Source organism: Candidatus Pantoea persica, from assembly GCF_013753875.1.
GTDB classification, from domain to species: domain Bacteria; phylum Pseudomonadota; class Gammaproteobacteria; order Enterobacterales; family Enterobacteriaceae; genus Pantoea; species Pantoea persica.
On record NZ_SMDS01000018.1, the window covers coordinates 62976 to 89710 of the forward strand.

The following is a 26735-nucleotide window of genomic DNA, read 5'->3' on the forward strand; positions in this document are numbered from 1 at the left end:
CGCGCCGAAGCCGATGCCCACCGCGGGCGCGCCCGCGCCCCAGAACAGGCTGGTGCCGAGAAGGGAGAAGCGCGTTTCCGCGTTATGCCATAGCTGGCTGCAGGCGCTGAAAAAGCGGCGCAGCATGGCACCGACGCGACGCCGCCAGCGTAGGGATAAACAGGTTAGCCGCCACCGCATAGGTCAGCGCGCACGCCACCAGCGCCGCCGTCAGGCTCCAGTCGGCGAGCACGCCGCCCGACACCGAGCCGAGCAGAATCGCGGCAATGGTGGAGCTTTCCACCATGCCGTTGGCCTTCACCAGCTTGTCACCGGCGGTCAGCTCGGTGAGAATGCCGTACTTGGCGGGCGAATAGGCCGCCACGCCGATGCCTACCAGCGTATAGCCGACAAAGGGGTTGAAGCCGAAAACGATCAGCAGCACCCCCAGCAGCTTCAGGCTGTTGGCGAACATTATCACCCGTCCTTTGGCGAAGCGGTCCACTATCTACCCGACAAAGGGCGCCAGCAGAATATAGGCGGCGATGAACAGCATCTGCATCACCGGCAGGCTCCCGTCGGGATAGAGCTCGCTTTTCAGCAGCGCGTTATCGCCGAAGGCGGGAAAAAACTACGTGCACATCACCGCCGGCATGCCGCGCGACGTCAGCGACAGCGTCTGGCTATCAGGGTGTTTTATGCCTGCTCCTCTTCGCCCCGTTTTTTCAGGCTGACGTAGCCCGGTTTGCCGCTGCCCAGCATCGGCAGTTGCTCAAGCACGCGAATATCGCGCGGCACCGCCAGCTCCGGCGCCCCCAGCGCGCGTGCCGCCTTTTGCAGCGCGTCACGCTTCAGCTCGCGGTCGGTGCTGAAGAGCACCAGCGCTTCGCCGCAGTTGCCGTCGGTGCGCAGCGACGCCGCGTGCTTTTTCTCCGGCGACGCCTTCAGGGCGATCTGCTCAACGCTCTCCAGCGACACCATCTCGCCGGCGATCTTGGCGAAGCGTTTGGCGCGTCCCTGAATCTGGCAGAAGCCGCCTTCGTCGAAGCTGGCGATATCGCCGGTGTCATACCAGCCCGCCTCCATCTGCCCTTCGCCGTTGTCGGCGGCAGGTGCTTCTAGCACGCCGGGGTTCTCGACGCGCAGATAGCTGTTCATGATGTTCGGCCCGTGCAGCTGCAGCCGTCCGCCCTGCTCGATGCCCTCGACCGAGATCAGACGCGAATCTATGCCTGGCAGAATACGGCCCACGGTGTGCGATTTCGCCGCCATCGGCACGTTGATCGCCACCACCGGTGCACATTCGGTGACGCCGTAGCCCTCCAGAATGCGCATGCCGTACTTCTCCATATAGAGCTGGCGCGTCGCCTCCTGCAGTTTTTCCGCTCCCGCCACCATGTAGCGCACGCGGGCGAAGTCATAAGGCACGGCGAAGCGCGCGTAGTTGCCGAGGAAGGTCGAGGAGCCGAACAGCACGGTGCAGTTACGGTCGTAGACCAACTCCGGCACGATGCGGTAGTGTAGCGGGCTGGGATAGAGAAACAGCTGCGCGCCGGTAATCATCGGCGTAAACAGCCCCACAGTCAGGCCGAAGGTGTGAAACAGCGGCATCGCCGACATAAATTTGTCGCGCGGGGTGAAGTTCTCCACGGTGCGGATCTGCTCGACGTTGGCCAGCAGGCTTTTATGCGAGTGCACCACCCCTTTCGGGTTGCCCTCTGAACCAGAGGTAAAGAGCACCATCGCCGCCTCGGTCACCGTCGCGTTGGGCAGCAGCAGGCCCACTACTTCGTTTTCGTTCGCGCGGCTGGCTGTGGCGCTCAAGAATGCGCCCGACGCCAAGCGCCTTTTTCATGAAGGCGCCGTAGCGCGGGCGTACCGCCATGCGCGCCGCCATCATAATATGGTGCAGGTGCTCGCCCGCCAGCTGGCGCCGGTCGCGCGTGCGTTTCGCCTCCGGCATCGGAATGCGCGTAGTGGGCAGGATAGTCAGGGTAATACACGGAAACAGGCGGCGCTTAAAGACGCCCGACAGGCGGCCAAAGGGGGTAAACTCCGCGCCTTCGATGCGCATCGGCACCACGTTGGCCTGCGATTTAGCGGCGACGAAGCCGGCACCGCTGTAAATCTTCATCAGCGAGCCGGTGACCGTGATGCGCCCTTACGGAAAGATCACCACCGGCCGCTGTTGATCAGCCGCACCAGCTGCTTGATCGAAATCGGGCGCGCCGGATCGAGCGTCACGAAGTCGATCAGCGGCTTCAGCATGCGCATATACCAACGTGCGCTGATGGCGGAATAGACCGCGAACACCAGCCCGATCGGCAAAAACAGTGCCAGCAGCACGCCGTCGAGGAAAGACATATGGTTCGGCGCGATCAGCACGTTGTCCTTGTGCAGCGCTGCCGCGCCATAGCAGGCGGCAGACCAGACGTAAAAAAGTAAATAACATGCCAGCTCCTTAGCAATACAAGGGGATCGATAACGATGACGGATTGTAAGAGGATCTGCAAGCGCGGGGAAAAGAAAAGTCGACTAAGCGGGACGCCGAAGACGCCCTGCCAGCGTTAGCGCGAAAGCGAGGCCGCGTCCCAGCCGCCGCCCAGCGCGGCGATTAGCGCCACGATGATGACCCACTGCGTGCTTTGCAGCGTCAGCAGGCTCTGCTGCGCGCTCAGGCTGCTGGTTTCGGTGGTGGCGACGTCGAGGTAGTCGATCATACCCGCCTCATACTGGTTGCGCGTCACACGCGCCGACTCGAGCGCGGCATCGGTGGCGCGCTGCTGCGCCGCCAGCTCGTCCGTCAGCGTGTTGAGCTCCACCAGATTCTCCTCAACCTCCTGCATCGTCGTCAGCACCACCAGGCGATAGCTGGCGACGCTGGCGTCATACGCGACGCACGCCTGATCCACCTTCGCCGAGGTGGCGCCGAAGTCGAGCAGCGTGCCGCTCAGATCGGGGCCGAGCGACTAGACTCGATAGGGCAGCGAAAAGAGATTATGCAGCGCCGAGCGCTGGTGCCGCCGCTGGCGCTCAGGGTCAGACGAGATAGTAGCGTTGTGCTCGGCGTAGGCAACGTCTGGGCGGCGCTGCAGTAGCTGCGACGGCAGCGTCGCCGCCGGCAGGCTGAATTCCGCAGGCGTTTTGCCCACCAGCAGCGCGATGGCTTGCTCCAGCTGGGCGCGCTGCCACTGGTAGTCAAGCGCAGAGGCGGGGCTGCTCTCCAGCTGCGCCTGCGCCTGCGCCAGGGTGGCACGTGACTCGCTGCCGGCCTGGTATTTGTTCTCGATCACCTTCAGGTAGCGCGCATAGGCGTCCACGCTCTGCTGATAGAGCGCGATCTTCTGGTCCATGATGCGCAGCTGAAAGTAGTCCTGCGCCAGCTCCGACTGGGCGCTGAGCGTGACGTTCGCCAGCTCGGCCGCGCTCGCCTCGGCGCTGGCGGCTTTCTCCTCTTTCGATGCGGCGCAGCTTGCCCCACAGATCCAGCTTCCAGCTGGCGCTCAGCTGCGCCGAGTTGCTGTCGGTGGTGCTGCGCGCGCCGGTCGTAGCGGAACGGGTGCCGCTGACGTCATAACCGAGCGTGGGAAAGAGCGCGGCGCGCGACTGGGCGGCCAGCGCCTGCGCTTCGCGGTACTGCGCGGCGTAGCTGGCGACGTTCTGGTTGGAGATGCTGACCTGCCGCAGCAGGCTGCTCAGGGTGGCGTCGTGGTGACCGCCTACCATTCGCCCTTGTCTTGCCCATCCTGCGGCACGGCGCGCTGCCAGCCTTTGGCCTCTTTATAGTGCAGCGGAACGCTGGTAGTCGGGACCGACGGCGCAGCCGCCAAGTAGCAGAAGTAACGCGAGAGAAAGCTTTTTCATCGATCAGGATTCCGCTTGGCGCAAACGGCGCCACTGACGTTGGGTGGCGCGATTCAGGCGATCAAGCCAGAGATAGACCACCGGCCTGGTAAATAGGGTCAGCAGCTGGCTCAGCGCCAGGCCGCCAGCGTGGTCATCAAAATGGGACGGAAGCGCATCAGGCACGCCAGGGTAATTTGGTTTTAGGCACAGCGTCCTCCGTGAACGGTGAAGCGCCTTTTGCGACGCTACCCACGCCGCAAAAGCCTGGCGATCCGTCATGGAATGCGGGACAACGGCTCGTTGCGACTACGTTACCGCACTGGCTATTTTTTTGTTCGCGGCAACGCGTAAAGGGCGGGTTAAGAGGTGTGAGCAGATTGCGGAAAGGTAACCAACAGGCAAAAAAAAACCACGCACCCGCATGGGTTGGTGCAATGAACAGGGTGGATATCCTTGCGGATCTCGCTGCCTAGAGCAGCGCGTCCTCGCACCTATCAATACCTCTGGGACGCTTATCCTCGCACCCTGAGAGGGGATGAAACAGCGCAAAAACGCAACGGAATTCGGGGAAATGAAACAGGTATGAATATGTTCCACACCCGGTTACAATATGATTTTATTATGATTTATCCGAAAACTTGCTGTAAATGGCGTCTGGCGCGATATTCATGTGCTTCAGCACCGGCCTCATGATGTTGTCGAAGATCGGCGCCACCACCAGCGCCACCTCTGGATGGCTAGCGGACGCGACGCCCGCGGTATAGTTGATATAACCGCCGTCATACTTGCCGCTGTCGCCCATCTTTTCCGCCGTACCGGTTTTGGTCGCCAGACGGTAGCCTGGCACCGCCGCCTTGATGCCGGTGCCGCCAGGCAGCACGTCGCTCTCCAGCATATGCACCACCTCTTTCAACGTTTCCAGGTTCGCCACCTGCTTGCCCAGCACCGGCGGCGTGACGCGGGTAATCGACAGCGGACTGTAGACGCCAAACGAGCCGAGCGTGGCGTACTCGCGTGCGATCTGTAGCGGCGTGACGCGCAGGCCGTAGCCGAAGGAGAAGGTGGCGCGCTCGATATCCGCCCAGCGCTGGCGATGCGCCGGAAAGTGGCCGACGTCGCGGATCAGGTGGCCGTTCACCCGGTAGGGCGTGGTGTCGATCACCGAGTCGGGCCGCACCAGATGGCGCTCCAGCCCCTCCATCACCACCACAGCGGCTTCACCGTCGAGCCAAGCTCGTAGCTATCGTTGATCGCCGCATTGCGCATCTGCATCGGGGTCGCACCATCGTAGTTGTTGGGGGTGAACGAAGGAGAGGAGGCCATGCCGAGGATTTCGCCGGTGTCGATCTTCACCAGCACCGCAGCGCCCGAGTCCGCTTTGTTCAGCAGCACGCCGTCGCGCAGCTTGCTGTAGAGGGTGTACTGATCGAACTTGTCGATGCTGAGCTGCACCGTTGGCGGCGTATAGCTCAGCATGGAAATAATGTGGCCGGCGGCGTCTTGGCGGTAGACCTCTTTGCCCGGCACGCCCTGCAGCAGCTTGTCATAGCCCTTTTCCAGCCCGTTCAGGCCGTTGTTGTCGGCCCGACGATGCCGATCAGCGGCGCGGCCGCCTCGCTCATCGGATAGAAGCGGCTGTCGTCGTAGACTTCGCTGATGCCCTTCAGGTGCAGCTCGGCGATATCTTTGGCGATGCCTAGCTCAATTTTGCGTCCGAGGTCCGAGATAGAGGAAGCGGCGTTTGGGATTGGCGGTGATCTGCGAGGCCAGATAGGCCCACTTGGCGCTGAGGAAGTCAGGGTTCGCCTCCAGCACGCGCAGCGGATCGGCGATCACGTCGCGTGACGGCACCTAGAGCGCCAGCGCTTCACCGTTGCGATCCAGCAGGGTGCCGCGGTTGGTCAGCAGCGTCACGGTGCGCAGCGAGCGCTGATCCGCCTTGTGCTTCAGCATCGGCTGATTCAGAAACTGCAAGTCGGCGATGCGCGCCAGTACACCACCATACAGGTCAGTACGCCAAGGCAGATCAGGCGAAAACGAAACGGGTTAAAAGGCGCTTTGATCTGGTCTTTTCCCAGTAGTTTTTTGCTCCGGGCATAGCAATCCGCTGCAAAGAAAATGAAAAGAGACATCCACGCGAGCAGTTATAAAGAAAGCGTTACGCCGTTTACAGGAAAACTGTGTATCAGCTCATAATCGGCTCAACAGGCAAAGAAACCTGCGCATCTGCGCAGGTCAATGTAATCAAGAAATGCCTTTTGATGTTCACCCACCAATACTTCTTAGATCCTGACTGTAGAAAGGCCGCGAGACAGGTTGCCATAACTCAAACGCAACAGTGTCCTGCAAAATGTAACCAGCCATGTGTTTATTAGCGTTTTTTGCAAACCGCATGTTTTTTGATGTCCACCAGGCAGCTCATGGCGTTTGGCCCCTACGTCAGCGACGAGGTGCCGATATCCAGCGTCAGCACGTTGGGGTTGCCGGCGCGATCGCAAGGCTGCCACTCCGTGCCGAAGCTGGGAGCGAACCAGGCGCCGGTGGCGACGATCACCACGCCCGGCGTCAGCCCGTCGGTGAGCCGCGCGCCGCCGCGTCCTGCGGATGCATATAGAGGGTTTCATGACCGGCGGTTTTGTTGCCCTGCACCGTCGGCGTGGCGTCCAGCTGGCTGTGCAGCCGATCGGCTGGATAGAGATCATATGCAGCGGGAACTGCTCGCTCAGCATCGCGCCCAGCCACTCCTGCTGCTCGCGCTATTCGGGATGGCCGGCGAAGTCCTCCAGCCCGTAGTCGGCGATGGTCTGGCTGAACAGCTCGATCTTGCCGCTGGCGGTCTGGATGGGATGACGCGCAGGATTGGCGCGAAAATCCTCCATAAAGATGTAGGGCTTGCCGCCCTCAGGGATCTCGACGAAGCCGCGCGACCAGAACTCGGCAAACTCCGGGAAGTTGATGCCCTGGCGCGCGTGCGCCACCGTGCCCTGCTGGTAAAGGTGCTCGATCCACTGGCGCTTGCTGCGCCCTTCGGTGAACCTCTCGCGATAGCCGAGCCGCTCCGCCAGATCGGCGAAGATATCGAAGTCGTTGCGCGCCTGGTGCTGCGGCTGCACCGCCTGATGCATCGCCAGCACAAAACGGTCGCGCGAGGAGCCGCCGATATCGTTGCGCTCCAGCGTGGTGGTGGCGGGCAGCACGATATCCGCCATCTGCGTCCAGACAATATCCTGCACCACCACGGTGTCGGGCTTCTGCCAGCCCTCGACCAACCGGTTCAGCTGCTGATGGTAGTGGAAAGGATTGCCGCCCGCCCAGTGCACCAGATAAATATCGGGATAGGTCAGCATCTCCCCTGAGAAGGGGTGGGGCTGGCCGGGATTGAGCAGCATATCGCTGATGCGCGCCACCGGAATCGACAGGTTGGCGGGATTGGGGCCGGCGTTCATCAGTGGTGCCGGACCGTCCTGACGCGGGTTGCCGACGCTGTCCATCGAGCCGTGGCCGAACGAGAAGCCCGGGCCCGGCAGCCCCGGCTGGCCGAGCATCGCCGAGAGCGCAATCATCATCCAGTAGGGCTGCTCGCCGCGATGGGCGCGCTGCACCGAGTAGGAGCAGGTAATAAAGCTGCGCTTGCCGATCAGCTGTTCGGCCAGCTGAATGATGTGCTCGGGCGAAATGCCGGTGATACGGCTCGCCCAGCCGGCGGTTTTGGCGACGCCGTCGCTTTCGCCCAGCAGGTAGCAGCTGCGGCCAGCCGGTGCAGTGGCTGGCCAGAAATGCCTCGTCCAACGCGTTGCGCTGAGCAATCTCGTAGCCGAGCGCCAGCATCAGCGCCACGTCGGTGTTGGAGCGGATCGGGATCCAGTCGGCATTGACGAACGCCGGGCAGTCGTCGCGCATCGGGCTGATATTGATCACCGGCGTGCCTTTGGCCGCCAGCTGCTCCTGCGCCGGCTTCAGGCTGTGCTGGCCCGCGCCGCCCGACCCCACCTAGACGTTTTTCAGCACCAGCCCGCCAAAGGCAATGAAGATCTCCGCATGCTCCACCACCTGCGGCCAGTCGGTGACACCGCCGGTCAGCGGCATATAGGTGCTGATCACGTAGGGCAGAAAGAACTGCGCCGCGCTCCAGCTGTCGCTGCCCTGCTGGTCGACGACGCCGCCGCCCTGGAAATAGAAGCGACGCACCAGGGTGCACGCGTGGTGAACACGGCCCGCCGACGACCAGCCGTAAGAACCGTTGAAAATACCCGAGGCGCCGTAGCGTTCGCGAATGCGGCGGTTCTCCTCCGCCACCAGATCCAGCGCCTTCTCCCAGTCGACGGCGACAAAATATTCCCGACCGCGTAGCGTGCGGTCGCTCTTCTCCCGCGACTTCAGCCAGGAGCGGCGCACCATCGGCTGACGAATGCGCTTGTCGGAGTAAACCAGCTCCGGAATAGTATTGAGCATCGGCAACGAATCGGCGTCGGCGAAAAAGGGTTCGCAGCCCACCAGGCGATCGTTTTCAGTCACGGCGGTGAAGGCGCCCCAGTACGCCAGATGTGGCACTCGCTTTTCCATGGTTTTTTACACGGCAGAGAGGAAAACGCGCAGGATAACACGCCGTCCTTTATCAGGTTAAGCCCGTTGTTTTGCCCCTTTTTGCGACGGCGCAGACATTCTGTTGTCTTGATACAGGCCGCCTTTTCCGTAACACTGCTGATATGTGTAAACGTTTTCCCCAGGACAGGTCGACGCATGGCTACGATTAAGGATGTTGCCCGGTTGGCGGGTGTTTCCGTCGCGACGGTTTCCCGCGTAATAAATAACTCTCCCAAGGCCAGCGAAAGCTCGCGTCAGGCGGTCAGCCAAGCGATGGAAGAGCTGCAGTACCATCCCAACGCCAACGCGCGCGCGCTGGCGCAGCAATCGACAGAAACGTTAGGGCTGGTGGTCGGCGACGTTTCCGATCCTTTTTTTGGCGCCATGGTCAAAGCGGTGGATGAAGTTGCCGGACAAACCGGCAACTTTTTGCTGATTGGTAACGGTTACCATAATGAGCAAAAAGAGCGGCAGGCCATCGAGCAGCTGATGCGCCACCGCTGCGCTGCGCTGGTGGTGCATGCGAAGAAAATTCCCGACGCCGAACTGGAGCTGCTGATGAAGCAGGTGCCGGGCATGGTGCTGCTTAACAGGCTGCTGATGGGCTTCGAACAGCGCTGCATCGCGCTCGACGACCGCTACGGCACCTGGCTGGCGACGCGGCATCTGATCCAGCAGGGCCACCAGAAAATCGCCTTTATCTGCTCGACACATCCGATTTCCGACTCCGAGGATCGCCTGCAGGGCTACTACGACGCGCTGAAAGAGCACGGCCTGCCCTGCAACGATCGGCTGGTGGCGCTCGGCGAGCCGGATGAAACCGGCGGCGAACAGGCGATGACGGAGCTGCTGGAGCGCGGTCGCCACTTAAGCGCCGTCGCCTGCTATAATGATTCGATGGCCGCCGGCGTGCTGGCGGTGCTGAGCGACAACGGGGTACGCGTGCCGGAGGAGATGTCGCTGATCGGCTTTGATGACGTGCTGGTGTCGCGCTACGTGCGGCCAAGGCTGACCACGGTGCGCTACCCCATCGTCACCATGGCGCAGCAGGCGGCGGAGCTGGCGCTGGCGCTGGCCCACACGCAGACGCTGCCAGAGGTGACCAATATGTTCAGCCCAACCCTGGTGCGACGCCATTCGGTCAGCGGGCCGGGCTCAAGCTCACGCCGGTAGAGCCTGACCGGCTTCGGGGGTTCGGGGGAGGGGGATAGTCCAGCGCCTCGCCCGCCGGCGTCCAGCCGCGGCGCTCGTAATAGTCGCCGAAGGTGGACCAGAGCCACAGGTGGTGGTGGCCGCGCTGCCGCGCATAGTCGATTACATGCTGCTGCAGCGCCCTGCCCGCGTCGTCGACGGCGACGAAGGTCACAGGAAACTCTGCCCCGCGTAACAAGCTTTCCACCACGCTGGCCATAAAGGCGCGATCGTTGTCGGCGTCAAAGGCGCGCTACAGCCAGTCGGTTACCCTGTCGGCGTGCTGCGGCGCGTCGCGCAAAGAGAGGATGTTCACCGATGGCCCACCTTAGCCCAGCTCCAGCGCCAGCAGTTCCTGAATGGTCTGCGCGCGGCGGATTTCGCGCGGCTTGCCCTGCTCGAACAGCACCTCAGGGATCAGCGGACGGCTGTTGTAGTTAGAGGACATTGAAGAGCCATAGGCGCCGGTGTCGTGAAACACCAGATAGTCGCCCACCTGCGCCGCCGGCAGCGCGCGCGTCTCGACCTTGCCGCCCTCCAGCTGGGTAAAGACGTCGCCCGATTCGCACAGCGGTCCGGCAACCACGGAGTCGAGGGTCGACTCTTCGTCGATCGCGCGACCGTCGCCCGCCAGCAGCGAAATATGGTGGTAGCTGCCGTACATCGAGGGGCGCATCAGGTCGCTGAAGCCCGCGTCCACCAGCACGAAGTGGCGGCTGCCCATCGCCTTCACCGCGCGCACCTGCGACACTAGCACGCCCGATTCGGCCACCAGGAAACGGCCTGGCTCAATCTCCAGCTTGACCGGATGGCCAAGATGGGCGGCGATGCGCTGACGCGCCGCGTCCCACAGGCCGAAATAGTACGCGGTGTCGATCGCCTCTTCGCCGAAGCGGTAGGGAATGGCGAGGCCGCCGCCCGCCGAGATCGCCTTCAGGTCATGGCCGAGGCCGATGACCTGACCCACCATGGCGTCGCATACCTGCTGCAGGTGCCCGTAGTCGACGCCGGAACCGATATGCATATGCAGCCCTACCAGGCGCAGGCCGTGCTGTTCAATCGCCGCCAGCGCCAGCGGCAGATCGCTGTGCCAGATGCCGTGCTTGCTGTTTTCGCCGCCGGTGTTGGTTTTCTGGCTGTGGCCGTGGCCAAAACCGGGGTTGATGCGCAGCCATACCTCATGGCCAGGCGACGCCTCGCCGAGCTGGTGCAGCATATCCACCGAGCCAGCGTTGACCGGCACCTTCAATTCGGCGACGCGCGCCAGCGTCGGGCGGTCAAACACGTCGGCGGTAAAGACAATATCGTCGCCGCCCGGCTGATAGCCCGCCGCCAGCGCGCGCTCAATCTCTCCCAGCGAGACCGAATCGACCTCGACCCCCGCCGCGCGCATTAGGCGCAGAATATGGATATTGGAGCAGGCTTTCTGCGCGAAGCGCACCACGTCGAAGGCGTGCAGCTGGGCAATGCGATGCTCAATAATCGCGGCGTCGTAGGCCCAGAACGGGCCGGTGTAGCACTGCGCCAACGGCAGCAGCTGCGCGGCGTTGAGCGCGGTGGTCGTGTCGGTTAACGGACGTGGCATAGCAATTCTCCTATGGTTTCCCCCATTAGGCCAGAAGCATGTCATGCTGAAAAATATCTGTTTTAATAGCATCTATGCAAAATGGATATGGTTGACAATGGCGAAGATAAACTGGCGGCACATTGAGATTTTCCATGCGGTGATGACCAGCGGCAGCCTGACGCAGGCCGCCGCGCTGCTCAACACCTCGCAACCTACCGTCAGCCGCGAGCTAGCGCGGTTGGAGAAGCAGCTGGCGCTGACGCTGTTTGCGCGCGTGCGCGGTCGGCTGCAGCCCACGGTGCAGGGCCTGCGCCTGTTCGAGGAGGTACAGCGCTCATGGTACGGCCTCGATCGCATCATGGAGGCGGCAGACGGGCTGCGGCAGTTTCGCCAGGACGAGCTGTCGATCGCCTGCCTGCCGGTCTTTTCCCAGTCGCTGCTGCCGCCGCTGGTGCAGCCTTTTATGCAGCGCTACCCCGACGTCAGCCTGAACATCATTCCGCAGGAGCCGCCGCTGCTGGAGGAGTGGCTGTCGGCGCAGCGCTACGATCTCGGCCTCACCGAGACCCAGCACGCCCCGGTCGGCACCGAACGCCTGCCGCTGCTGACCTGCGACGAGGTGTGCGTGCTGCCGCAGCAGCATCCGCTATGTCAGTGCAAGGTGCTGACGCCGCAGGATTTCACCGGAGAAAACTACGTCAGCCTGTCGCGCCACGACAGCTATCGCCAGCTGCTGGATACCCTGTTTCATGAGAATGGCGTAGAGCGCCGGCTAGCGCTGGAGACGCACAGCGCGGCATCGGTGTGCGCGATGGTGCACGCGGGGGTTGGCATTTCGGTGGTGAATCCGCTGACGGCGCTCGATTATGCCGACAGCGGCGTGGTGATGCGCCGGTTCAGCGTCGCGGTGCCCTTTACCGTCAGCCTGGTGCGGCCGCTGCACCGACCGGCGTCGGCGCTGGTATCGGCCTTTATCGACCACCTGCGGGAGCAGGTGGCCGACTTTCCTCAGCGCATCGCCGAGCGGCTGGCCTAGGCGCGCACCGCCGAAGCGTTGCCGCGCGATTTGCGGAAGGTGATTAGGCAGATCGCCAAGCCGATGGAGGCCAGCGCCGTGGCGACGACCGGCACGGCGGTCAAGGCGTATCCCCGGCTGATAACAGCGCCGCCGACCCAGGCGTCCAGCGCGTTGCCGACGTTGAAGGCGGAGATATTCAGGGTCGACACCAGGTTCGACGCCTCTTTGCCGTGGTGCACCACGTTAATCTGCAGGCCCAGCAAGGTGGCGAAGGTTGCCATCGCCCACAGGAACAGCGTCACCTCCGCCAGCAACAGCGCATGGCTGGTCCAGCTGAACAGCAGTGAGAAGATGGCGATCGGCGAGAAGCTGAGGATCAGGCTGAAAGAGACCTTCCAGTCCGCCAGCTTGCCGCCGAGGATGTTGCCGACAGTGAGGCCGGCGCCGATTAGGAACAGCGTCCAGCTGACGCCGCGCGCGCTGATGCCGGTGACCTGCAGCAGCAGCGCGATATAACTGAACAGCGCGAACATCGCCGCGGCGAAAAACACCGTCATCAGCAGCGACAGCTACAGCTTGCCGTTGGCCAGCGCGCTGATTTCGCTCGCCAGATGCACCGGCTTTTCCTCTTTATTGGCCGGCAGGCTGACGATCAGGGCGATAAAGGCCAGGATGTCGATAATGGCGACGTCCCAGAAGGTGGCGCGCCAGCCAAACAGCTGACCGAACCAGGTGCCGAGCGGCACGCCGAGCACGTTGGCCAGCGTCAGGCCGGTAAACATCAGCGCTACCACCGACGCCTGGCGGCTCAGCGCCACCAGGCTGGCCGCCACCACGGCGCCAATGCCGAAGAAGGCGCCGTGACAGAGCGCGGTGACGATGCGCGCCATCATCAGCAGGTTATAGGTATAGGCGAGCGCGCACAGCGCGTTACCGACGATAAAGATGCTCATCAGCAGGATAAGCGTCTTTTTGCGCGGCAGTCGGGCGGTCAACAGCGCCATGATGGGCGCGTCGATGGCGACGCCGAGCGCATAGCTGCTGATCAGCCAGTCTGCCGACGGAATCGAGACCCGCAGGTCGCCCGCCACCTCGGGCAGCAGGCCCATGATGACAAACTCGGTGGTTCCAATCGCAAACGCACTCAGCGCCAGCGCCAGCGCCAGTAAAGCAACAGGGCATAACACACTCTCCCAATCAGTAAGCAGGTGAACGCCGCAGCGGACGCCGGGCGCGGACGGTTATAAAAATTTGAACTTCATCACGGCGAGTATTAAATCATAGCCGTCTGTTTGCATACACCCTGCGTGCGGCAAGGCTCTTTTGCCCGAGGCGCCACAATCGCGCGGCGCACGCCTGATAAAAACTTAACAATCTATCCTTAACACCCTGCCCGCATTACGCGCTACGCTTGATGGCGTGAGAAACGTCGGTTGTCAGCAATCGTGCTTTTCACGCTGAATCAATAAGGTAAAGGAAGGTCGCGCCTTGCCAATACCCCAAAGGGATCGTCAGAAAATGTGAAGTCATTCTTTAGCGGGGAGAGAAAATGCAGCGGCTAATCGCCCTGATGGCGCTCTTGTGTGAGTGGCTGTTCCGTGGGCACTATGAGTACAGCAGCGAAGCGCAAAAGCGCGTTGATATGACCTATACTGGCATCCCGACCGCGCTGGGGTTGGGCACGCTGGGCACCACCATTCAGCTCACGCGGAGTACAGCCTGACTGCCGCGCACATCGCTAAATTTTCGCTCTATCGCGTCAAGGCCTAGCATCCAGAGTGCGATATCGCCGTGGTTTACCATAAAAACAGCGAAACCAATCTGCTGCCGCGCTTTCGCAACAGCCGCATCGGCGATAAGGTAAATCTCTACGGCTACAGCTTTATCAGCGCCATGCCGGTCAGCTCCAGCGGCGAAAATCTCATCAACACCTCGCTGGCGAACAGCTGGAACAAGGCGGAATGCGTGGTGGTGGCGGCCAATGCCAGCGTGGTGAAGGGGATGTCGGGCGGCGCGGTCTACAAGGCCTCGGACGATACCCTGGCAGGGGGGGATCGTCGGCTACAGCAGCCGCATCGACGATAACCTGAGCGGGAAAACCCTCTACCGCGACGTCGCCTCTACGTGCCCTACGCGCGCTTCGAGGTGTGGCTGAACGGCGTATAGTGAAGTCCTGACGGTCAGATAAAAGAAAAGGCCGGAAAATCCGGCCTTAGTGGCTATCAGCCTGATGCATACGCGGGTGGCTTTTTCGTTACTTCGCGGTCGGGCGCAGCGCCGGGAACAGGATCACGTCGCGAATGGTATGGCTGTTGGTGAACAGCATGACCATGCGGTCAATACCGATGCCCAGACCCGCCGTCGGCGGCAGACCGTGCTCCAGCGCCGTCACGTAGTCTTCATCGAAGAACATCGCTTCGTCGTCGCCAGCGTCTTTCGCATTTACCTGCTGCCGGAAACGCTCCGCCTGATCTTCCGCGTCGTTCAGCTCCGAGAAGCCGTTGCCGATTTCGCGGCCGCCGATAAAGAACTCAAAGCGGTCGGTGATCTCCGGGTTCTCGTCGTTGCGGCGCGCCAGCGGCGACACCTCCGCCGGGTATTCGGTGATAAAGGTCGGCTGGATCAGGTGCGCTTCCGCCGTCTCTTCGAAGATCTCCGTCACCACTCGGCCCAGACCCCAGCTCTTCTCGACTTTGATGCCGATCGACTGCGCAATCGCCACCGCCTTGTCGAAATCGTCCAGATCCGCCAGATCGGTTTCCGGGCGGTACTTTTTGATCGCTTCGCGCATGGTCAGCTGCTCAAACGGCTTGCCGAAGTCGAACTCCTGGTCGCCGTAAGGCACTTTAGTGGTGCCCAGTACGTCCTGCGCCAAGGTGCGGAACAAGCTTTCAGTCAGCTCGATCAGATCTTTGTAGTCCGCGTAGGCCATATAGAGTTCCATCATGGTGAACTCAGGATTATGGCGCGGCGAGATGCCTTCGTTACGGAAGTTGCGGTTGATCTCGAACACGCGATCGAAGCCGCCCACGACCAGACGCTTCAGGTAAAGCTCTGGCGCGATACGCAGATACATGTCGATATCGAGCGCGTTGTGATGGGTGATAAAGGGACGCGCGGAGGCGCCGCCCGGGATCACCTGCATCATCGGGGTTTCCACTTCCATAAAGTCGCGGCCAACCATGAACTGGCGGATGCCGGCCATGATTTTTGAGCGCACCACAAAAGTGTGACGCGATTCGTCGTTGGCGATCAAATCGAGGTAGCGCTGGCGATAGCGCGTCTCCTGATCAGCCAGGCCGTGGAATTTGTCCGACAGCGGACGCAGCGCCTTGGTCAGCAGGCGCAGCTCGTGGCAGTGAATCGACAGCTCGCCGGTTTTGGTTTTAAACAGCTTGCCGCGCGCGCCGAGGATATCGCCGAGATCCCACTTCTTGAACTGCTCGTTGTAGACGCCTTCCGCCAGGTCGTCGCGCGCCACGTAGAGCTGAATGCGGCCACCAACGTCTTGCAGGGTGACGAACGACGCCTTGCCCATAATGCGGCGCGTCATCATGCGGCCCGCAACGCTGACCTCGATGCCGAGGTCTTCCAGCTCTTCGTTGCTCTTCTCGTCATACTGCGCGTGCAGCGCGTCGGAGGTCGCGTCACGACGGAAATCGTTAGGAAACGCCACGCCGTTTTCACGCAGCGCACTGAGTTTTTCGCGACGCGTTTTCAGTTCGTTATTTAACTCAAGGGCGGCGTCAGCGCTCAGGGGTTGTTGTTCAGACATGTCGGTTCCTTATAGCCCTGCTTTTAAGCTTGCTTCGATAAAACGGTCAAGATCGCCATCCAGCACCGCCTGGGTGTTGCAGGTTTCCACGCCGGTGCGCAGATCCTTGATGCGGGAGTCGTCCAGCACGTAGGAGCGAATCTGGCTGCCCCATCCTATATTGGACTTGTTATCTTCCAGCGCCTGCTTCTCAGCACTTTTCTTTTGCATCTCAAGCTCGTACAGCTTCGCCTTAATCTGCTTCATCGCCTGATCTTTGTTCTTGTGCTGAGAACGGTTGTTCTGACACTGGGTTACCGTACCAGTGGGGATATGGGTAATACGCACCGCCGATTCGGTACGGTTAACGTGCTGCCCGCCCGCGCCCGACGCGCGGTAGACGTCAATACGCAGATCCGCCGGGTTGATGTCGATGTCGATATCGTCGTCGACTTCCGGATAGATAAAGGCAGAGCTGAATGAGGTGTGACGGCGGCCGCCGGAGTCGAACGGGCTTTTACGCACCAGGCGATGCACGCCGGTTTCGGTACGCAGCCAGCCAAAGGCGTAGTCACCTGAGACGCGAATGGTTGCGGACTTGATGCCGGCGACTTCGCCTTCTGACTCTTCAATGATTTCGGTTTTAAAGCCTTTGGATTCGGCCCAGCGCAGATACATACGCATCAGCATGCTAGCCCAGTCCTGCGCTTCGGTACCGCCGGAACCAGCCTGCAGATCGATATAGCAGTCGGCGCTGTCATATTCGCCGGAGAACATGCGGCGGAATTCCAGTTCGCCCAGCTTGCTCTCCAGCAGATCTAGCTCAGTGACCGCTTCGTCGAAGGTCTCTTCGTCTTCTGCTTCTACCGCCAGTTCAAGCAGACCCTGCACATCTTCTAGGCCCTGCGACATCTTATCCAGCGTTTGTACGAGCGCCTCCAGTGAGGAGCGCTCTTTGCCCAGAGCCTGCGCGCGTTCAGGCTCGTTCCAGACATCAGGCTGTTCCAGCTCAGCGTTTACTTCTTCGAGGAGTTCTTTCTTGGCATCGTAGTCAAAGATACCCCCTAAGAACGTCGCTGCGCTCGGTGAGGTCCTGGATGCGGTTTTTAACCGGATTGATTTCAAACATGGCTTTAGGGTCTTTTCGCTGAAGGTCGATATGTAGACCCCGCAGTCTAACTGAAACAGCGGGGAGATTGTAGGGTTTCGCTCGCGACGCGGCGCGGCATCTTCCCAACGGGCCGCCGCGCGTCGGCGAACTGACGCCGGCGCTGGCCGGCGGCTAATTAAGCGGCCAGAGATGCTCGATAATCAGCTGCACCGAGCGGTTGCCGCGATACTCGTTGATATCGAGCTTGTAGGCCAGCTCGACCTGGCGCACGCTGCTGTCTGGCCACAGCGTGGTATCGACGTTAAAGGCGATGCCGTCGAGCAGCGGCCCGCCGCCGAGCGGCTCCAGCATCACCTTGAGGTGCCGTTCGCCCACCAGACGCTGCTGCTGCAGCTTGAACTTGCCGTCAAAGGCGGGCTCCGGGAACGCCTGCCCCCACGGGCCCGCTTCGCGCAGAAGCTCGGCCGTTTGCAGGCTGAACTCGCCAGGCTGCAGCGCACCGTCCGACCAGACGATGCCCTGTAGCGCCTCTTCGCTCAACCACTCCCCCAGCAGCGCGACGAAGCGCTGGCGAAACGCCTCGAACTGCGTCTCCTCCAGCGACAGGCCCGCCGCCATGGCGTGTCCACCGAACTTCAGCATCATGCCGGGATAGAGCGTATCGAGCCGCTCCAGCGCGTCGCGCAGATGCAGGCCAGGAATGGAGCGACCCGACCCTTTCAGCGTGCCGTCGCCCGCCGGCGCGAACGCGATGACCGGACGGTAGAAGCGCTCTTTCAGCCGCGAAGCGAGAATGCCGACCACGCCCTGGTGCCATTCCGGATGGTAAAAAGCCAGACCCAGCGGCAGATCGGTCTGCTTACGCTCCAGCTCCATGCAGAGCGCCAGCGCCTCGCTCTGCATGCCCTGCTGGATCTCTTTGCGCGTCTGGTTCAGCGCATCCAGCTCGCTGGCCAGCATGCGCGCCTGGGCAATATCGTCGCTCAGCAGCAGCGCTACGCCGACCGACATATCATCGAGCCGTCCCGCCGCGTTCAGGCGCGGGCCGAGGGCGAAGCCGAGATCGCTCGCCAACAGCTGCCGTGCGTCGCGGTTGGCGATCTCCAGCAGTGCGCGGATACCGGGGCGGCATTTTCCGGCGCGAATGCGGCTCAGCCCCTGCCATACCAGAATGCGGTTATTGACATCGAGCGGCACCACGTCGGCGACGGTACCGAGCGCCACCAGATCCAGCAGCTCCGCCAGGTTCGGCTCGGCGCGCGTAGCGCCAAACCAGCCCAGCTGACGCAGGTGGGCGCGCAGCGCCATCATCAGATAAAAGGCGACGCCCACGCCCGCCAGCGCGCGGGAGGGAAAGGCGCTGTCGTTCAGGTTGGGATTAACGATCGCCTCAGCGTCAGGCAGGGTGTCGCCCGGCAAATGGTGATCGGTGACCAGTACGGGGATGCCGTGCTGGTGCGCGCAGGCGATGCCGCTGTGCGAAGAGATGCCGTTGTCTACCGTCAGGATAAGCTGCGCGCCGCGCGCGCGTGCCTGCTCCACCACTTTCGGACTCAGGCCGTAGCCGTCGTCGAAGCGGTTGGGCACCAGATACTGAACGTTGTGGCCGCCCATGCTGCGCAGCGCCAGCACCGTCAACGCGGTGCTGGTGGCGCCGTCGGCGTCGAAGTCGCCCACCACCATAATGCGCCGTCCGTCGAGCAGCGCCTGATACAGCAGCTCAACCGCGTCATCAAGCCCTTTCAGCGTCCCGAAGGGCAGCAGGTTTTTCGCGCCGCGTTCCAGCTCGGTCGCGCTGCGCACGCCGCGCTGCAGGTAGAGTCGTTTAAGCAGCGGCGGCAGATCTGCCGGGAGACGATCCTCGACGCCAATCGCGCGCCGCCGCAGTTCTACTGATTTCATCACTGCCACTTAGCCACCGCGCTTCTGCTGATCCAGCACCTGTTTAAGTTCCTGCGGCCCCTGATAGCCCGGGATCATCATGCCGGAGTCGGTCAGGATCGCCGGCGTGCCCTGAATGCCGTAGAGGATGCCCAGCTTGTAGTGCTGTTCAATGTCGATTTTGCAGCTGTCCGGCGTTCTCATCTGCGGCGCGTTGCCTTTCATCGCCTCGTCAAAGGCTTTGTTGCGACCGGCGGCGCACCAGATCGCCTTCATGGCGTTTTCCACCTGGCCATGCACCCCTTCGCGCGGGAAGGCGAGATAGCGCACCGTAATGTCCAGCGCGTTGTAGTCCGCAATCTGCTCATGCAGCTTGCGGCAGTAGCCGCAGGTGATATCGGTAAAGACGGTGATGACGTGCTGCTCTTTCGGCGCCTTATAGACGATCATCTGCGACGCCAGCGCCTCGACCTTTTTGTCGAGCAGCTGATTGGTGACGTTGACCGGCTGCACGCCGCTGACGTCGTAGAGCGGGCCCTGGATCATATGCTTGCCGTCTTCGGTCACGTAAATCACGTCGCTCTCCGTCATGACGGTTTTAAAACCCGGCAGAGGCGCCGGCACGATTTCTGTCTGCTGCAGGCCCAGTTTTCTCAGGGACTGCAGGATCGCGCTGTCGTCAGCCTGAGCTGCGCGACTGAAGGCGTCAGCCAACAGAGCCAGCAGAAGAAATTTTTTCATCGCTTTTCCTTAGTTTCCGCGTCAGGCGCGCGGATGATGCTGTTGATGCAACTGACGCAGCCGCTCGGTAGCGACATGCGTATAAATTTGCGTGGTCGAGAGGTCGCTGTGTCCCAGTAACATCTGTACGACACGCAGGTCGGCACCGTGGTTCAACAAGTGGGTGGCGAAGGCGTGACGCAGCACGTGCGGCGACAGCTTTTCGCTGTCGATGCCCGCCAGTATCGCGTAGTGCTTGATGCGGTGCCAGAAGGTCTGGCGCGTCATCTGCTGCGCGCGTCTGCTGGGAAACATCACGTCCAGCGTCTGCCCGTTGAGCAACCAGGGACGCCCATGTTCAAGATAGCGCTCCAGCCAGTAAACGGCCTCTTCCCCCAGCGGCACCAGGCGCTCTTTGTTACCTTTGCCGATAACGCGCACCACGCCCTGGCGCAGGCTGACGTCGCTCATAGTCAGCCCCACCAGCTCGGAGACGCGCAGTCCCGTCGCATAGAGCAGCTCCAGCATAGCCTTATCGCGCAGCTCCAGCGGAATTTCCGTGCTGGGCGCCTGCAGCAGGCGATCGACCTGCGCCTCGGTAAGATCTTTCGGCAGCCGCTGCGGCAGCTTCGGCGCGGAGAGCAGCATGCTGGGATCGTCGCTGCGCAGCTTTTCGCGATAGATATACTGAAAGATGCGCCGCATGGCGCTCAGCAGCCGCGCCGAACTGCTGGCTTTGTAGCCGCCCTCCAGCCGTTCGGCCAGAAACTGTTGCAGATCGGCGGTCTGTAGCGTCAGCAGCGACAGTCCGTGATGCGCCAGCCAGTCGGTCAGGGTCTTCAGATCCTGACGATAGGAGGTCAGCGTATTTTGCGCCAGATTGCGTTCAATCCAGAGCGCATCAAGAAACTGTTCTGTCAGGTCGCTGTCTTGCACGGTATCCCCGCCATTGAGGTGAAATCGTGCTCATTATGCCTGATTCTTCCCGCCTTCTGATACAATTGCGCCAAAGTCAGTCTTACTCAGAGCATTATCTGCATGAAAATTGGTCTTTTTTACGGCTCCAGCATCTGCTACACCGAAATGGCCGCCGAGAAAATTCGCGACTTTATCGGCGCGGAGCTAGTGACGCTGCATAACGTAAAAGACAGCGATCCGCTGCTGATGGAGCAGTACGATTTGCTGATTTTGGGCATTCCTACCTGGGACTGGGGCGAGCTGCAGGAAGACTGGGAAGCGATCTGGCCGCAGCTGCCGACGCTTACCCTGCAGGGCAAAATCGTCGCGCTGTTCGGTCTGGGCCGACCAGCTTGGCTATGGCGAATGGTTTCTCGACGCGCTGGGCATGCTGCATGAGCTGCTGCAGCCGATGGGCGTCAGATTTGTCGGTTACTGGCCGCTGGAGGGCTATGAGTTCACCAGCGTGAAGCCGTTAAGCGCAGACGGCCAGCAGTTCGTCGGCCTGGCGCTGGACGATGTCAATCAGTATCAGGACACCGATGCGCGCATCGAGCAGTGGTGCGAGCAGATTCTGACTGAAACCGCCGCACTGCTCTAATCCGCGAGGCTACTCTCCCGCGGCGCGGCAGAGCAGGCGTGCCCGCAGCTGCCGCCACTCGCGGCGAGACATCATATCCCGCAGCAGCCACAGCCTTTCCACCTTGCTCTGGTCGATGCGCCACTTCAGCAGCGCGGCGCCGGGCAGCCAGTTTATCGCACCGAGTGCGCGCCAGCGCGCGCCTGGCGAGACGGCCGCAGCTTACATTGCCACGGGGCCGCGTTCACGGTTGCGCTGCTGGATCAGCCTGACAATGCGCTTGAGTTCTGGATCCGCTGGCTCACCGTGATCCATCATCCAGTTGAACAGGTCGGGATCGTCGCTTTTCAGCAGCGCGACGAAGGCCCGTTTGTCGGTGTCGCTGAGGCTTTCATACTCATACTTGAAAAAGGGCATGATAGCAACATCCAGCTCCAGCGTGCCGCGGCGGCAGGCCCATTGAATGCGTGATTTGTCATGAATATCCATCGGTGTGATTTCCGCAGTTCAGAGAGTGCGGCTAGTGTAACCTGATTTTAAAGCGCCTGCAGGGAGGCGTTGCGAGGCTGCGCGCCGCATCGCGCCGTTGCCTATACTGCCGCGCCGACTCGCGATTTGTGCGCCCGATTCCGTAAACCGGTTGCAAAGCCAGTGCGCTCTTTTAACATTGGATTCAGGATTAACCTATTTGAGCAGGACACCCCATGCCTATTTTTAGCTTACCGCAGCGCCAGCCTGTCGCCGCCTCTCGTCTGCTGCTCACCCTGATGTCGCTGGATGGCTGGGCGCTGGTCTCGGTACAGGGTCCCGACAGCACAGCCTATCTGCAGGGTCAGCTTACGCTCGACGTCGCCGCGCTCGGAGCGGATCAGCACCTTCCGGCGGCGCACTGCGACGCCAAAGGGAAAATGTGGAGCAACCTGCGCCTGTTCCACCGCGGCGAAGGCTACGCCTATCTGGTGCGCCGCGCGCTGCGCGAGACGCAGCTCGCCGAACTGAAAAAATACGCCGTGTTTTCCAAAGTGACGCTGGCGCCGGACGACGACGCGGTGCTGCTTGGCGTGGCGGGCTTTCAGGCGCGCGCGGCGCTGAGCAGCCTGTTCGATATGGTGCCGGACAGCGCGACGCCGGTGGTGCATCAGGCAGAAACCTCGCTGCTGTGGTTCGCCACGCCCGCGGAGCGCTTTCTGATCGTCACCTCGCGCAAGCAGGCGCAAACGCTGCAGCAGAAGCTGGCTGACGACGCCCAGCTCAACGACAGCGTACAGTGGCTGGCGCTCGACATCGAGGCGGGCATACCGGTCATTGAGCCGGAAACCTCGGCGCAGCTGATCCCGCAGGCCGCTAACCTGCAGGCGCTGGACGCCATCAGCTTTAAAAAAGGCTGCTACTCCGGCCAGGAGATGGTGGCGCGCGCGAAATTCCGCGGTGCCAACAAGCGCGCGCTCTACTGGCTGGCGGGTCAGGCGAGCCGCGTGCCTGCGCCGAATGATTCGCTGGAACTGCAGATGGGCGAACGCTGGCGCCGCACCGGCACGGTGCTCACCGCCGTTCAGCTGGAAGATGGCGCGGTCTGGGTTCAGGTGGTGATGAACAACGATCTGGCGCCGGAGAGCGTGCTGCGCGTCGAGGGTGATGAGGGCGGACGCCTGCTGATTCAGTCGCTGCCCTACTCGCTGGAGGAGTAATAGAGCTGCCGCGCCGCCTGTTCGTCGGCGGTGCGGCCACAGGCTATATCACATAGAAGTAGATGGCACAGAAGTGGCAGGCGCCGTCGCCGAGCACGAAGGCATGCCAGATGGCCTGGTTATAGGGAATGCGCCGCGCCACGTAAAACACCACGCCGAGCGAATAGACAATGCCGCCAGACGCCGCCAGCGGAGAGCGTCATCGCCAGCTGATAGATCACCACCAGCGACAGCGCTTTGAAGCGGTGCGCAATGGTCAATTTAAAGATAATGCCCGCCAGTGCCAGTCCCCAGATCACCACCATCAGCCCATGAGCCAGCGGCGACTTCAACCCAACCAGCAGAAGCGGCGTATAGGTGCCGGCAATCAGCAGGTAGATGGCGCAGTGGTCGAGCTTTTTCAGCCAGATCTTGGCCCGGTGGTGCGGTATCACATGATAGAGGGTTGAGGCGCGGAACTGTAGGATCATGCTGCCGCCATACAGGCTGTAGCTCTGGTGATGGCAGTCGCGGTGGCGCGCATTTCATTCGCCTGCACCAGTAGCAATACCAGACCGACGATGCCGAATATACAGCCGAGCCCGTGGTGGCTGATGCTGTTGGCGGTCTCTTCGGCGAGCGAGTAGCCTGACGTCACTAAGCGATTTTTCATAAACAAACAATCCTGAGCAGCGTAGCAAACGAAGAATTTCTGACCACCAGCATAACCGCTTCCATTTTCGGAGTACACATGTACGCTTAAATTAAACTGTGAATGCCTGTTACAGCCAGCTCCACGGATGAATCTGCTACACTGCGCACCGTTTAGTTCCAGTGAGCGCGCCCGCCTATATTCTCTCATCACGATCTTCCCAGCCTGAAAGACCTAGAGATGCGGGTTTATCAATACATCATTAAGCATCCGGAAAGTTTCAGCTATATGACCATCCGCGAGCTGGCAGAGCGGGCGGACGTTTCCACCACCGTGCTGCACTTCTGCCGCAAGATGCACTATGACGGCTGGTCAGAGTTTCGCGTGCGCTTTCGGCTGGCGCAGCAGCCGAAGGCGCCGGTGCAGGCCAACGTCGGCGTTGGCGAGATGCTCAGCTTTTTCACAGCATTAATAACGCAGAATTCAGCGATCTTATCGCCCGCGCGGCGCAGAAAATTAATCAGGCGGAGCAGCTCTTTTTTATTGGCGCCGGCACTTCCGGCAGCCTGGCTAAATATGGCGCGCGCTTTTTTTCCAACGTAGGGAAATTCAGCCACTATATCGACAATCCCTATTATCCGTAAGCGGCAACATCGATGAAAATACGCTCGCGATTCTGCTTTCCGTCTCCGGCGAGACGCCGGAAATATTGCGCCTCGCCAGCACGTTCAGCCTGCGTCGCTGTCAAATCCTCGCCATTACCCACTCTGAGCAGAGCGCGCTGGCGAAAATTAACGACTTTACCCTGGCCTACCATGTGCCGCTTATCCGCTTGAACGATAATTACGATATCACACACCTAGTGCCGGTGATGTATATTCTCGGAGCCATTGGCCGCCTGCTGATAAAATAAAACAGCCTGTTTTACCGGCGTAACATATTACGCCGGCGCGTCGCTGTTATAGCGTGACTTCCCTTTTCGCTTTGCTACACTTGCGGCAACATCGATTTCGCCAGGAGGGATATATGCAGAACGAAACAGGCTTTCCGCACGATTTTTTATGGGGCGGCGCAGTTGCGGCGCATCAGGTTGAGGGCGGCTGGGACCAGGGCGGCAAAGGGGTCAGCATCGCCGATGTGCTGACCGGCGGCGCTCACGGCGTCAGCCGGGTGATAACCGACGGCGTGCAGCCGGGCAATCACTATCCTAATCATCAGGGCGTCGAGTTCTGTTCTCGCTATAATATAAAGAGTATGTAGCGTTATTCGCCGAGATGGGCTTTAAGTGCTTTCGCACCTCCATCGCCTGGACGCGCATCTTCCCCAACGGCGATGAGCAGGAGCCGAACGAGGCGGGCCTGCAGTTTTACGACAGTTCGACGAGCTATTGAAGCATGGCATCGAGCCGGTGATCACCCTCTCCCACTTTGAGATGCCCTATCACCTGGTGAAGCGCTCACAGCCGCAACGTGGTGGATTTCTTTGTGCGCTTTAGCGAAGTGGTGATGCGCCGCTATCAGCACAAGGTGAAGTACTGGATGACCTTTAACGAAATCAACAATCAGCGCAACTGGCAGTACCCGCTGTTTGGCTACTGCTGTTCCGGCGTTGTCTTTACCGAGCATGAGAAGCCGGAAGAGGTGATGTATCAGGTGATGCATCATCAGTTCGTCGCCAGCGCGAAAGTGGTCTGCCTCGGCCACGCCATCAATCCCGACTTTCAGATCGGCTGCATGATCGCCATGGTGCCGATCTACCCCTACTCCTGCCATCCTGACGTGATGCTGGCGCAGGAGACGATGCATCAGCGCTACGTCTTCAGCGACGTGCAGATGCGCGGCGCCTATCCGGCCTACACGCTGAAAGAGTGGGCGCGCAAGGGCTACCACATCCAGATGGCGGCGGACGACGCCGAGACGCTGCGCAACGGCTGCGCTGGCTACATCGACTTAAGCTACTACATGAGCAACGCGGTGAAGCATGACGCCAGCGGCGTCGACGATCCCATTACCGGCTTTGACGGCGTGGTGAAAAATCCGCACGTCGGCGCCTCCGACTAGGGCTGGCAGAGCGATCCGATCGGGCTGCGCTATACGCTGAACGCCCTCTACGAGCGCTATCAGAAGCCGCTGTTTATCGTGGAAAACGGCTTCGGCGCCATCGACCGGCCGAATAGCGACGAAGATAACTACCGCATCGACTATCTGCGCGCGCATATCGAAGAGATGAAGAAATCGGTCACGCACGACGGCGTGGCGCTGATGGGCTATACCCTCTGGGCTGCATCGACTGCGTGTCGTTCACCACCGGCCAGTATGACAAGCGCTACGGCTTTATCCACGTCAATAAAAACGATGACGGCAGCGGGGATTTCGCTCGCTCGCGCAAGAAGAGCTTCGGCTGGTATCAGCAGGTCATCGCCAGCAACGACGAGAGCCTGTGATGTGACGCGGGGCGCTGTCGCCGGCGCGTCCACTTAACGTCCGCCGGCGGCGTCGATAAAGCTGCCGGTCACGTAGGAGGCCGCCTCGCCGCCGCGCCCCATAGGAATAACGCCCGCCATCGCCGCCACGCGATCCACCCGTCCCGGCTCGCCGCCGTCCGCATGCATTGCGGTATAGATAAAGCCCGGCCTGACGCTGTTGACGCGAATGCCCTGCGCCGCCACTTCCAGCGATAAGCCTTTGGTCAGCGCGTCCATCACGCCTTTCGACGCCGCGCAGTCGACATACTCGCCCGGCGCGCCAAGACGCGATGCGGCAGAGGAGACGTTGATAATCGATCCGCCCAGGCCACCGTGCTAGGTGCCCATGCGCTTTACCGCCTCGCGACAGCAGAGAAAGGCGCCGGTGACGTTGGTGGCGAAGACGCGCTGCAGGCGCTCGGCGCTGAGATCCTCAACACGGCACCGGGTAAAGAGAATGCCGGCGTTGTTGACCAGCACGCCCAGCGGCATCGCCTCCTCGTCCAGCCGCTGAAACAGCGCCATCACCTGCGCCTCCTCGGCAATATCCGCCTGTACCGCAAAGGCATCGCCGCCCTGCTGGCGAATCTGCGTCACCACCTGCTAAGCCTCGTTGCCGCGCTGGCGGTAGTTCACCGCCACGCGATAACCCTTCTGCGCCAGCCTGAGCGCCGTCGCGCGGCCAATTCCGCGGCTTGCGCTGGTTACCAGAGCCAGTTTCATGCTGAACCTCCATAAAAAAGGGCCGGATAAGCGGCCCTAGT

Annotated in this window: 11 protein-coding genes and 14 pseudogenes; 7 read left to right on the forward strand and 18 right to left on the reverse strand. The window is 61.3% G+C overall.

The features are described from left to right. Positions 1–30 precede the first annotated feature (30 nt). From EIO60_RS09130 to EIO60_RS09155, 6 genes and pseudogenes are all read right to left on the reverse strand, one after another. A pseudogene (locus EIO60_RS09130) lies at positions 31–583 on the reverse strand (MFS transporter); the annotation flags it as partial. 92 nt (positions 584–675) lie between these two features. Next, positions 676–2431 (reverse strand): annotated as a pseudogene (locus tag EIO60_RS09135) (AMP-binding protein). 115 nt (positions 2432–2546) lie between these two features. Then, positions 2547–3843, reverse strand: a pseudogene (locus EIO60_RS09140) (efflux transporter outer membrane subunit). Between the two features lie 3 nt (positions 3844–3846). Then, positions 3847–4008 carry a hypothetical protein gene (locus tag EIO60_RS09145; protein ID WP_258576782.1) on the reverse strand — a complete coding sequence of 54 codons (162 nt, stop codon included), beginning with the start codon at positions 4006–4008 and terminating at the stop codon, positions 3847–3849. A 436-nt stretch (positions 4009–4444) separates the two neighbouring features. Next, a pseudogene (locus EIO60_RS09150) lies at positions 4445–5957 on the reverse strand (penicillin-binding transpeptidase domain-containing protein). A gap of 302 nt (positions 5958–6259) precedes the next feature. Next, positions 6260–8388: pseudogene (locus tag EIO60_RS09155) on the reverse strand (molybdopterin-dependent oxidoreductase). Positions 8389–8565: 177 nt separating this feature from the next. Here EIO60_RS09155 and galR point away from each other — a divergent pair. After that, positions 8566–9582 carry an HTH-type transcriptional regulator GalR gene (gene galR / locus EIO60_RS09160; RefSeq protein ID WP_258576601.1) on the forward strand — a complete coding sequence of 339 codons (1017 nt, stop codon included), beginning with the start codon at positions 8566–8568 and terminating at the stop codon, positions 9580–9582. Here the strand turns inward: galR and EIO60_RS09165 are convergent. After that, positions 9551–9916, reverse strand: a pseudogene (locus EIO60_RS09165) (GNAT family N-acetyltransferase). The gene galR and the pseudogene EIO60_RS09165 sit on opposite strands and share 32 nt — an antisense overlap. Positions 9917–9928: 12 nt before the next feature. Continuing rightward, positions 9929–11185, reverse strand: coding sequence for a diaminopimelate decarboxylase (lysA, locus tag EIO60_RS09170; RefSeq protein ID WP_258576602.1), 1257 nt, complete (start codon positions 11183–11185; stop codon positions 9929–9931). Between the two features lie 97 nt (positions 11186–11282). Between lysA and EIO60_RS09175 the strand changes: the two genes are divergently transcribed. Beyond that, complete coding sequence (locus tag EIO60_RS09175; RefSeq protein WP_258576603.1) at positions 11283–12203, forward strand: LysR family transcriptional regulator; 921 nt, start codon at positions 11283–11285, stop codon at positions 12201–12203. On the opposite strand, the pseudogene EIO60_RS09180 reads toward EIO60_RS09175, so the two are convergent. Next, positions 12200–13372 (reverse strand): annotated as a pseudogene (locus tag EIO60_RS09180) (MFS transporter). The gene EIO60_RS09175 and the pseudogene EIO60_RS09180 sit on opposite strands and share 4 nt — an antisense overlap. A 362-nt stretch (positions 13373–13734) precedes the next feature. Between EIO60_RS09180 and EIO60_RS09185 the strand changes: the two are divergent. Continuing rightward, a pseudogene (locus EIO60_RS09185) lies at positions 13735–14351 on the forward strand (serine protease). Between the two features lie 88 nt (positions 14352–14439). On the opposite strand, the gene lysS reads toward EIO60_RS09185, so the two are convergent. The 5 genes from lysS to xerD form a co-directional block, all read right to left on the reverse strand. Beyond that, positions 14440–15960, reverse strand: a complete 1521-nt coding sequence (lysS, locus tag EIO60_RS09190) for a lysine--tRNA ligase (RefSeq protein WP_258576604.1) — start codon at positions 15958–15960, stop codon at positions 14440–14442. A 9-nt stretch (positions 15961–15969) separates the two neighbouring features. Next, positions 15970–17068 (reverse strand): peptide chain release factor 2 gene (gene prfB, locus EIO60_RS09195; RefSeq protein WP_258576605.1). Its coding sequence is split into 2 segments (ribosomal slippage): positions 15970–16992 and positions 16994–17068, totalling 1098 coding nucleotides; the frame shifts between segments, so codons are not numbered across the junction. A gap of 153 nt (positions 17069–17221) precedes the next feature. Then, positions 17222–18952: a single-stranded-DNA-specific exonuclease RecJ gene (gene recJ / locus EIO60_RS09200; protein ID WP_258576765.1), complete on the reverse strand. Its 1731-nt coding sequence runs from the start codon at positions 18950–18952 to the stop codon at positions 17222–17224. 9 nt (positions 18953–18961) lie between these two features. Beyond that, a complete protein-coding gene (dsbC, locus tag EIO60_RS09205) occupies positions 18962–19672 on the reverse strand; it encodes a bifunctional protein-disulfide isomerase/oxidoreductase DsbC (RefSeq protein ID WP_258576606.1) in 711 nt (236 codons plus the stop codon). A 21-nt stretch (positions 19673–19693) separates the two neighbouring features. Then, positions 19694–20587, reverse strand: a complete 894-nt coding sequence (gene xerD, locus EIO60_RS09210) for a site-specific tyrosine recombinase XerD (RefSeq protein WP_258576607.1) — start codon at positions 20585–20587, stop codon at positions 19694–19696. 102 nt (positions 20588–20689) lie between these two features. On the opposite strand from xerD, the pseudogene fldB reads away from it, so the two are divergent. Next, a pseudogene (gene fldB, locus EIO60_RS09215) lies at positions 20690–21209 on the forward strand (flavodoxin FldB). A gap of 9 nt (positions 21210–21218) precedes the next feature. Here the strand turns inward: fldB and EIO60_RS16705 are convergent. Beyond that, positions 21219–21377, reverse strand: a pseudogene (locus EIO60_RS16705) (protein YgfX); the annotation flags it as partial. Positions 21378–21410: 33 nt separating this feature from the next. Next, the gene (gene sdhE, locus EIO60_RS09220) at positions 21411–21677 is read right to left on the reverse strand and encodes an FAD assembly factor SdhE (protein ID WP_258576608.1); all 267 of its coding nucleotides are present in this window, start codon (positions 21675–21677) and stop codon (positions 21411–21413) included. A 215-nt stretch (positions 21678–21892) separates the two neighbouring features. On the opposite strand from sdhE, the gene ygfZ reads away from it, so the two are divergent. Next, entirely contained in the window at positions 21893–22876 is a 984-nt protein-coding gene (gene ygfZ, locus EIO60_RS09225) for a tRNA-modifying protein YgfZ (protein ID WP_258576609.1), read from the forward strand. Between the two features lie 43 nt (positions 22877–22919). Here ygfZ and trhA read toward each other — a convergent pair. Next, positions 22920–23528, reverse strand: a pseudogene (trhA, locus tag EIO60_RS09230) (PAQR family membrane homeostasis protein TrhA). Between the two features lie 177 nt (positions 23529–23705). Between trhA and EIO60_RS09235 the strand changes: the two are divergent. Continuing rightward, positions 23706–24420, forward strand: a pseudogene (locus tag EIO60_RS09235) (MurR/RpiR family transcriptional regulator). Positions 24421–24533: 113 nt separating this feature from the next. Further along, a pseudogene (locus EIO60_RS09240) lies at positions 24534–25950 on the forward strand (6-phospho-beta-glucosidase). 33 nt (positions 25951–25983) lie between these two features. Here the strand turns inward: EIO60_RS09240 and EIO60_RS09245 are convergent. After that, a pseudogene (locus tag EIO60_RS09245) lies at positions 25984–26694 on the reverse strand (SDR family NAD(P)-dependent oxidoreductase). Between the last annotated feature and the right edge of the window lie 41 nt (positions 26695–26735).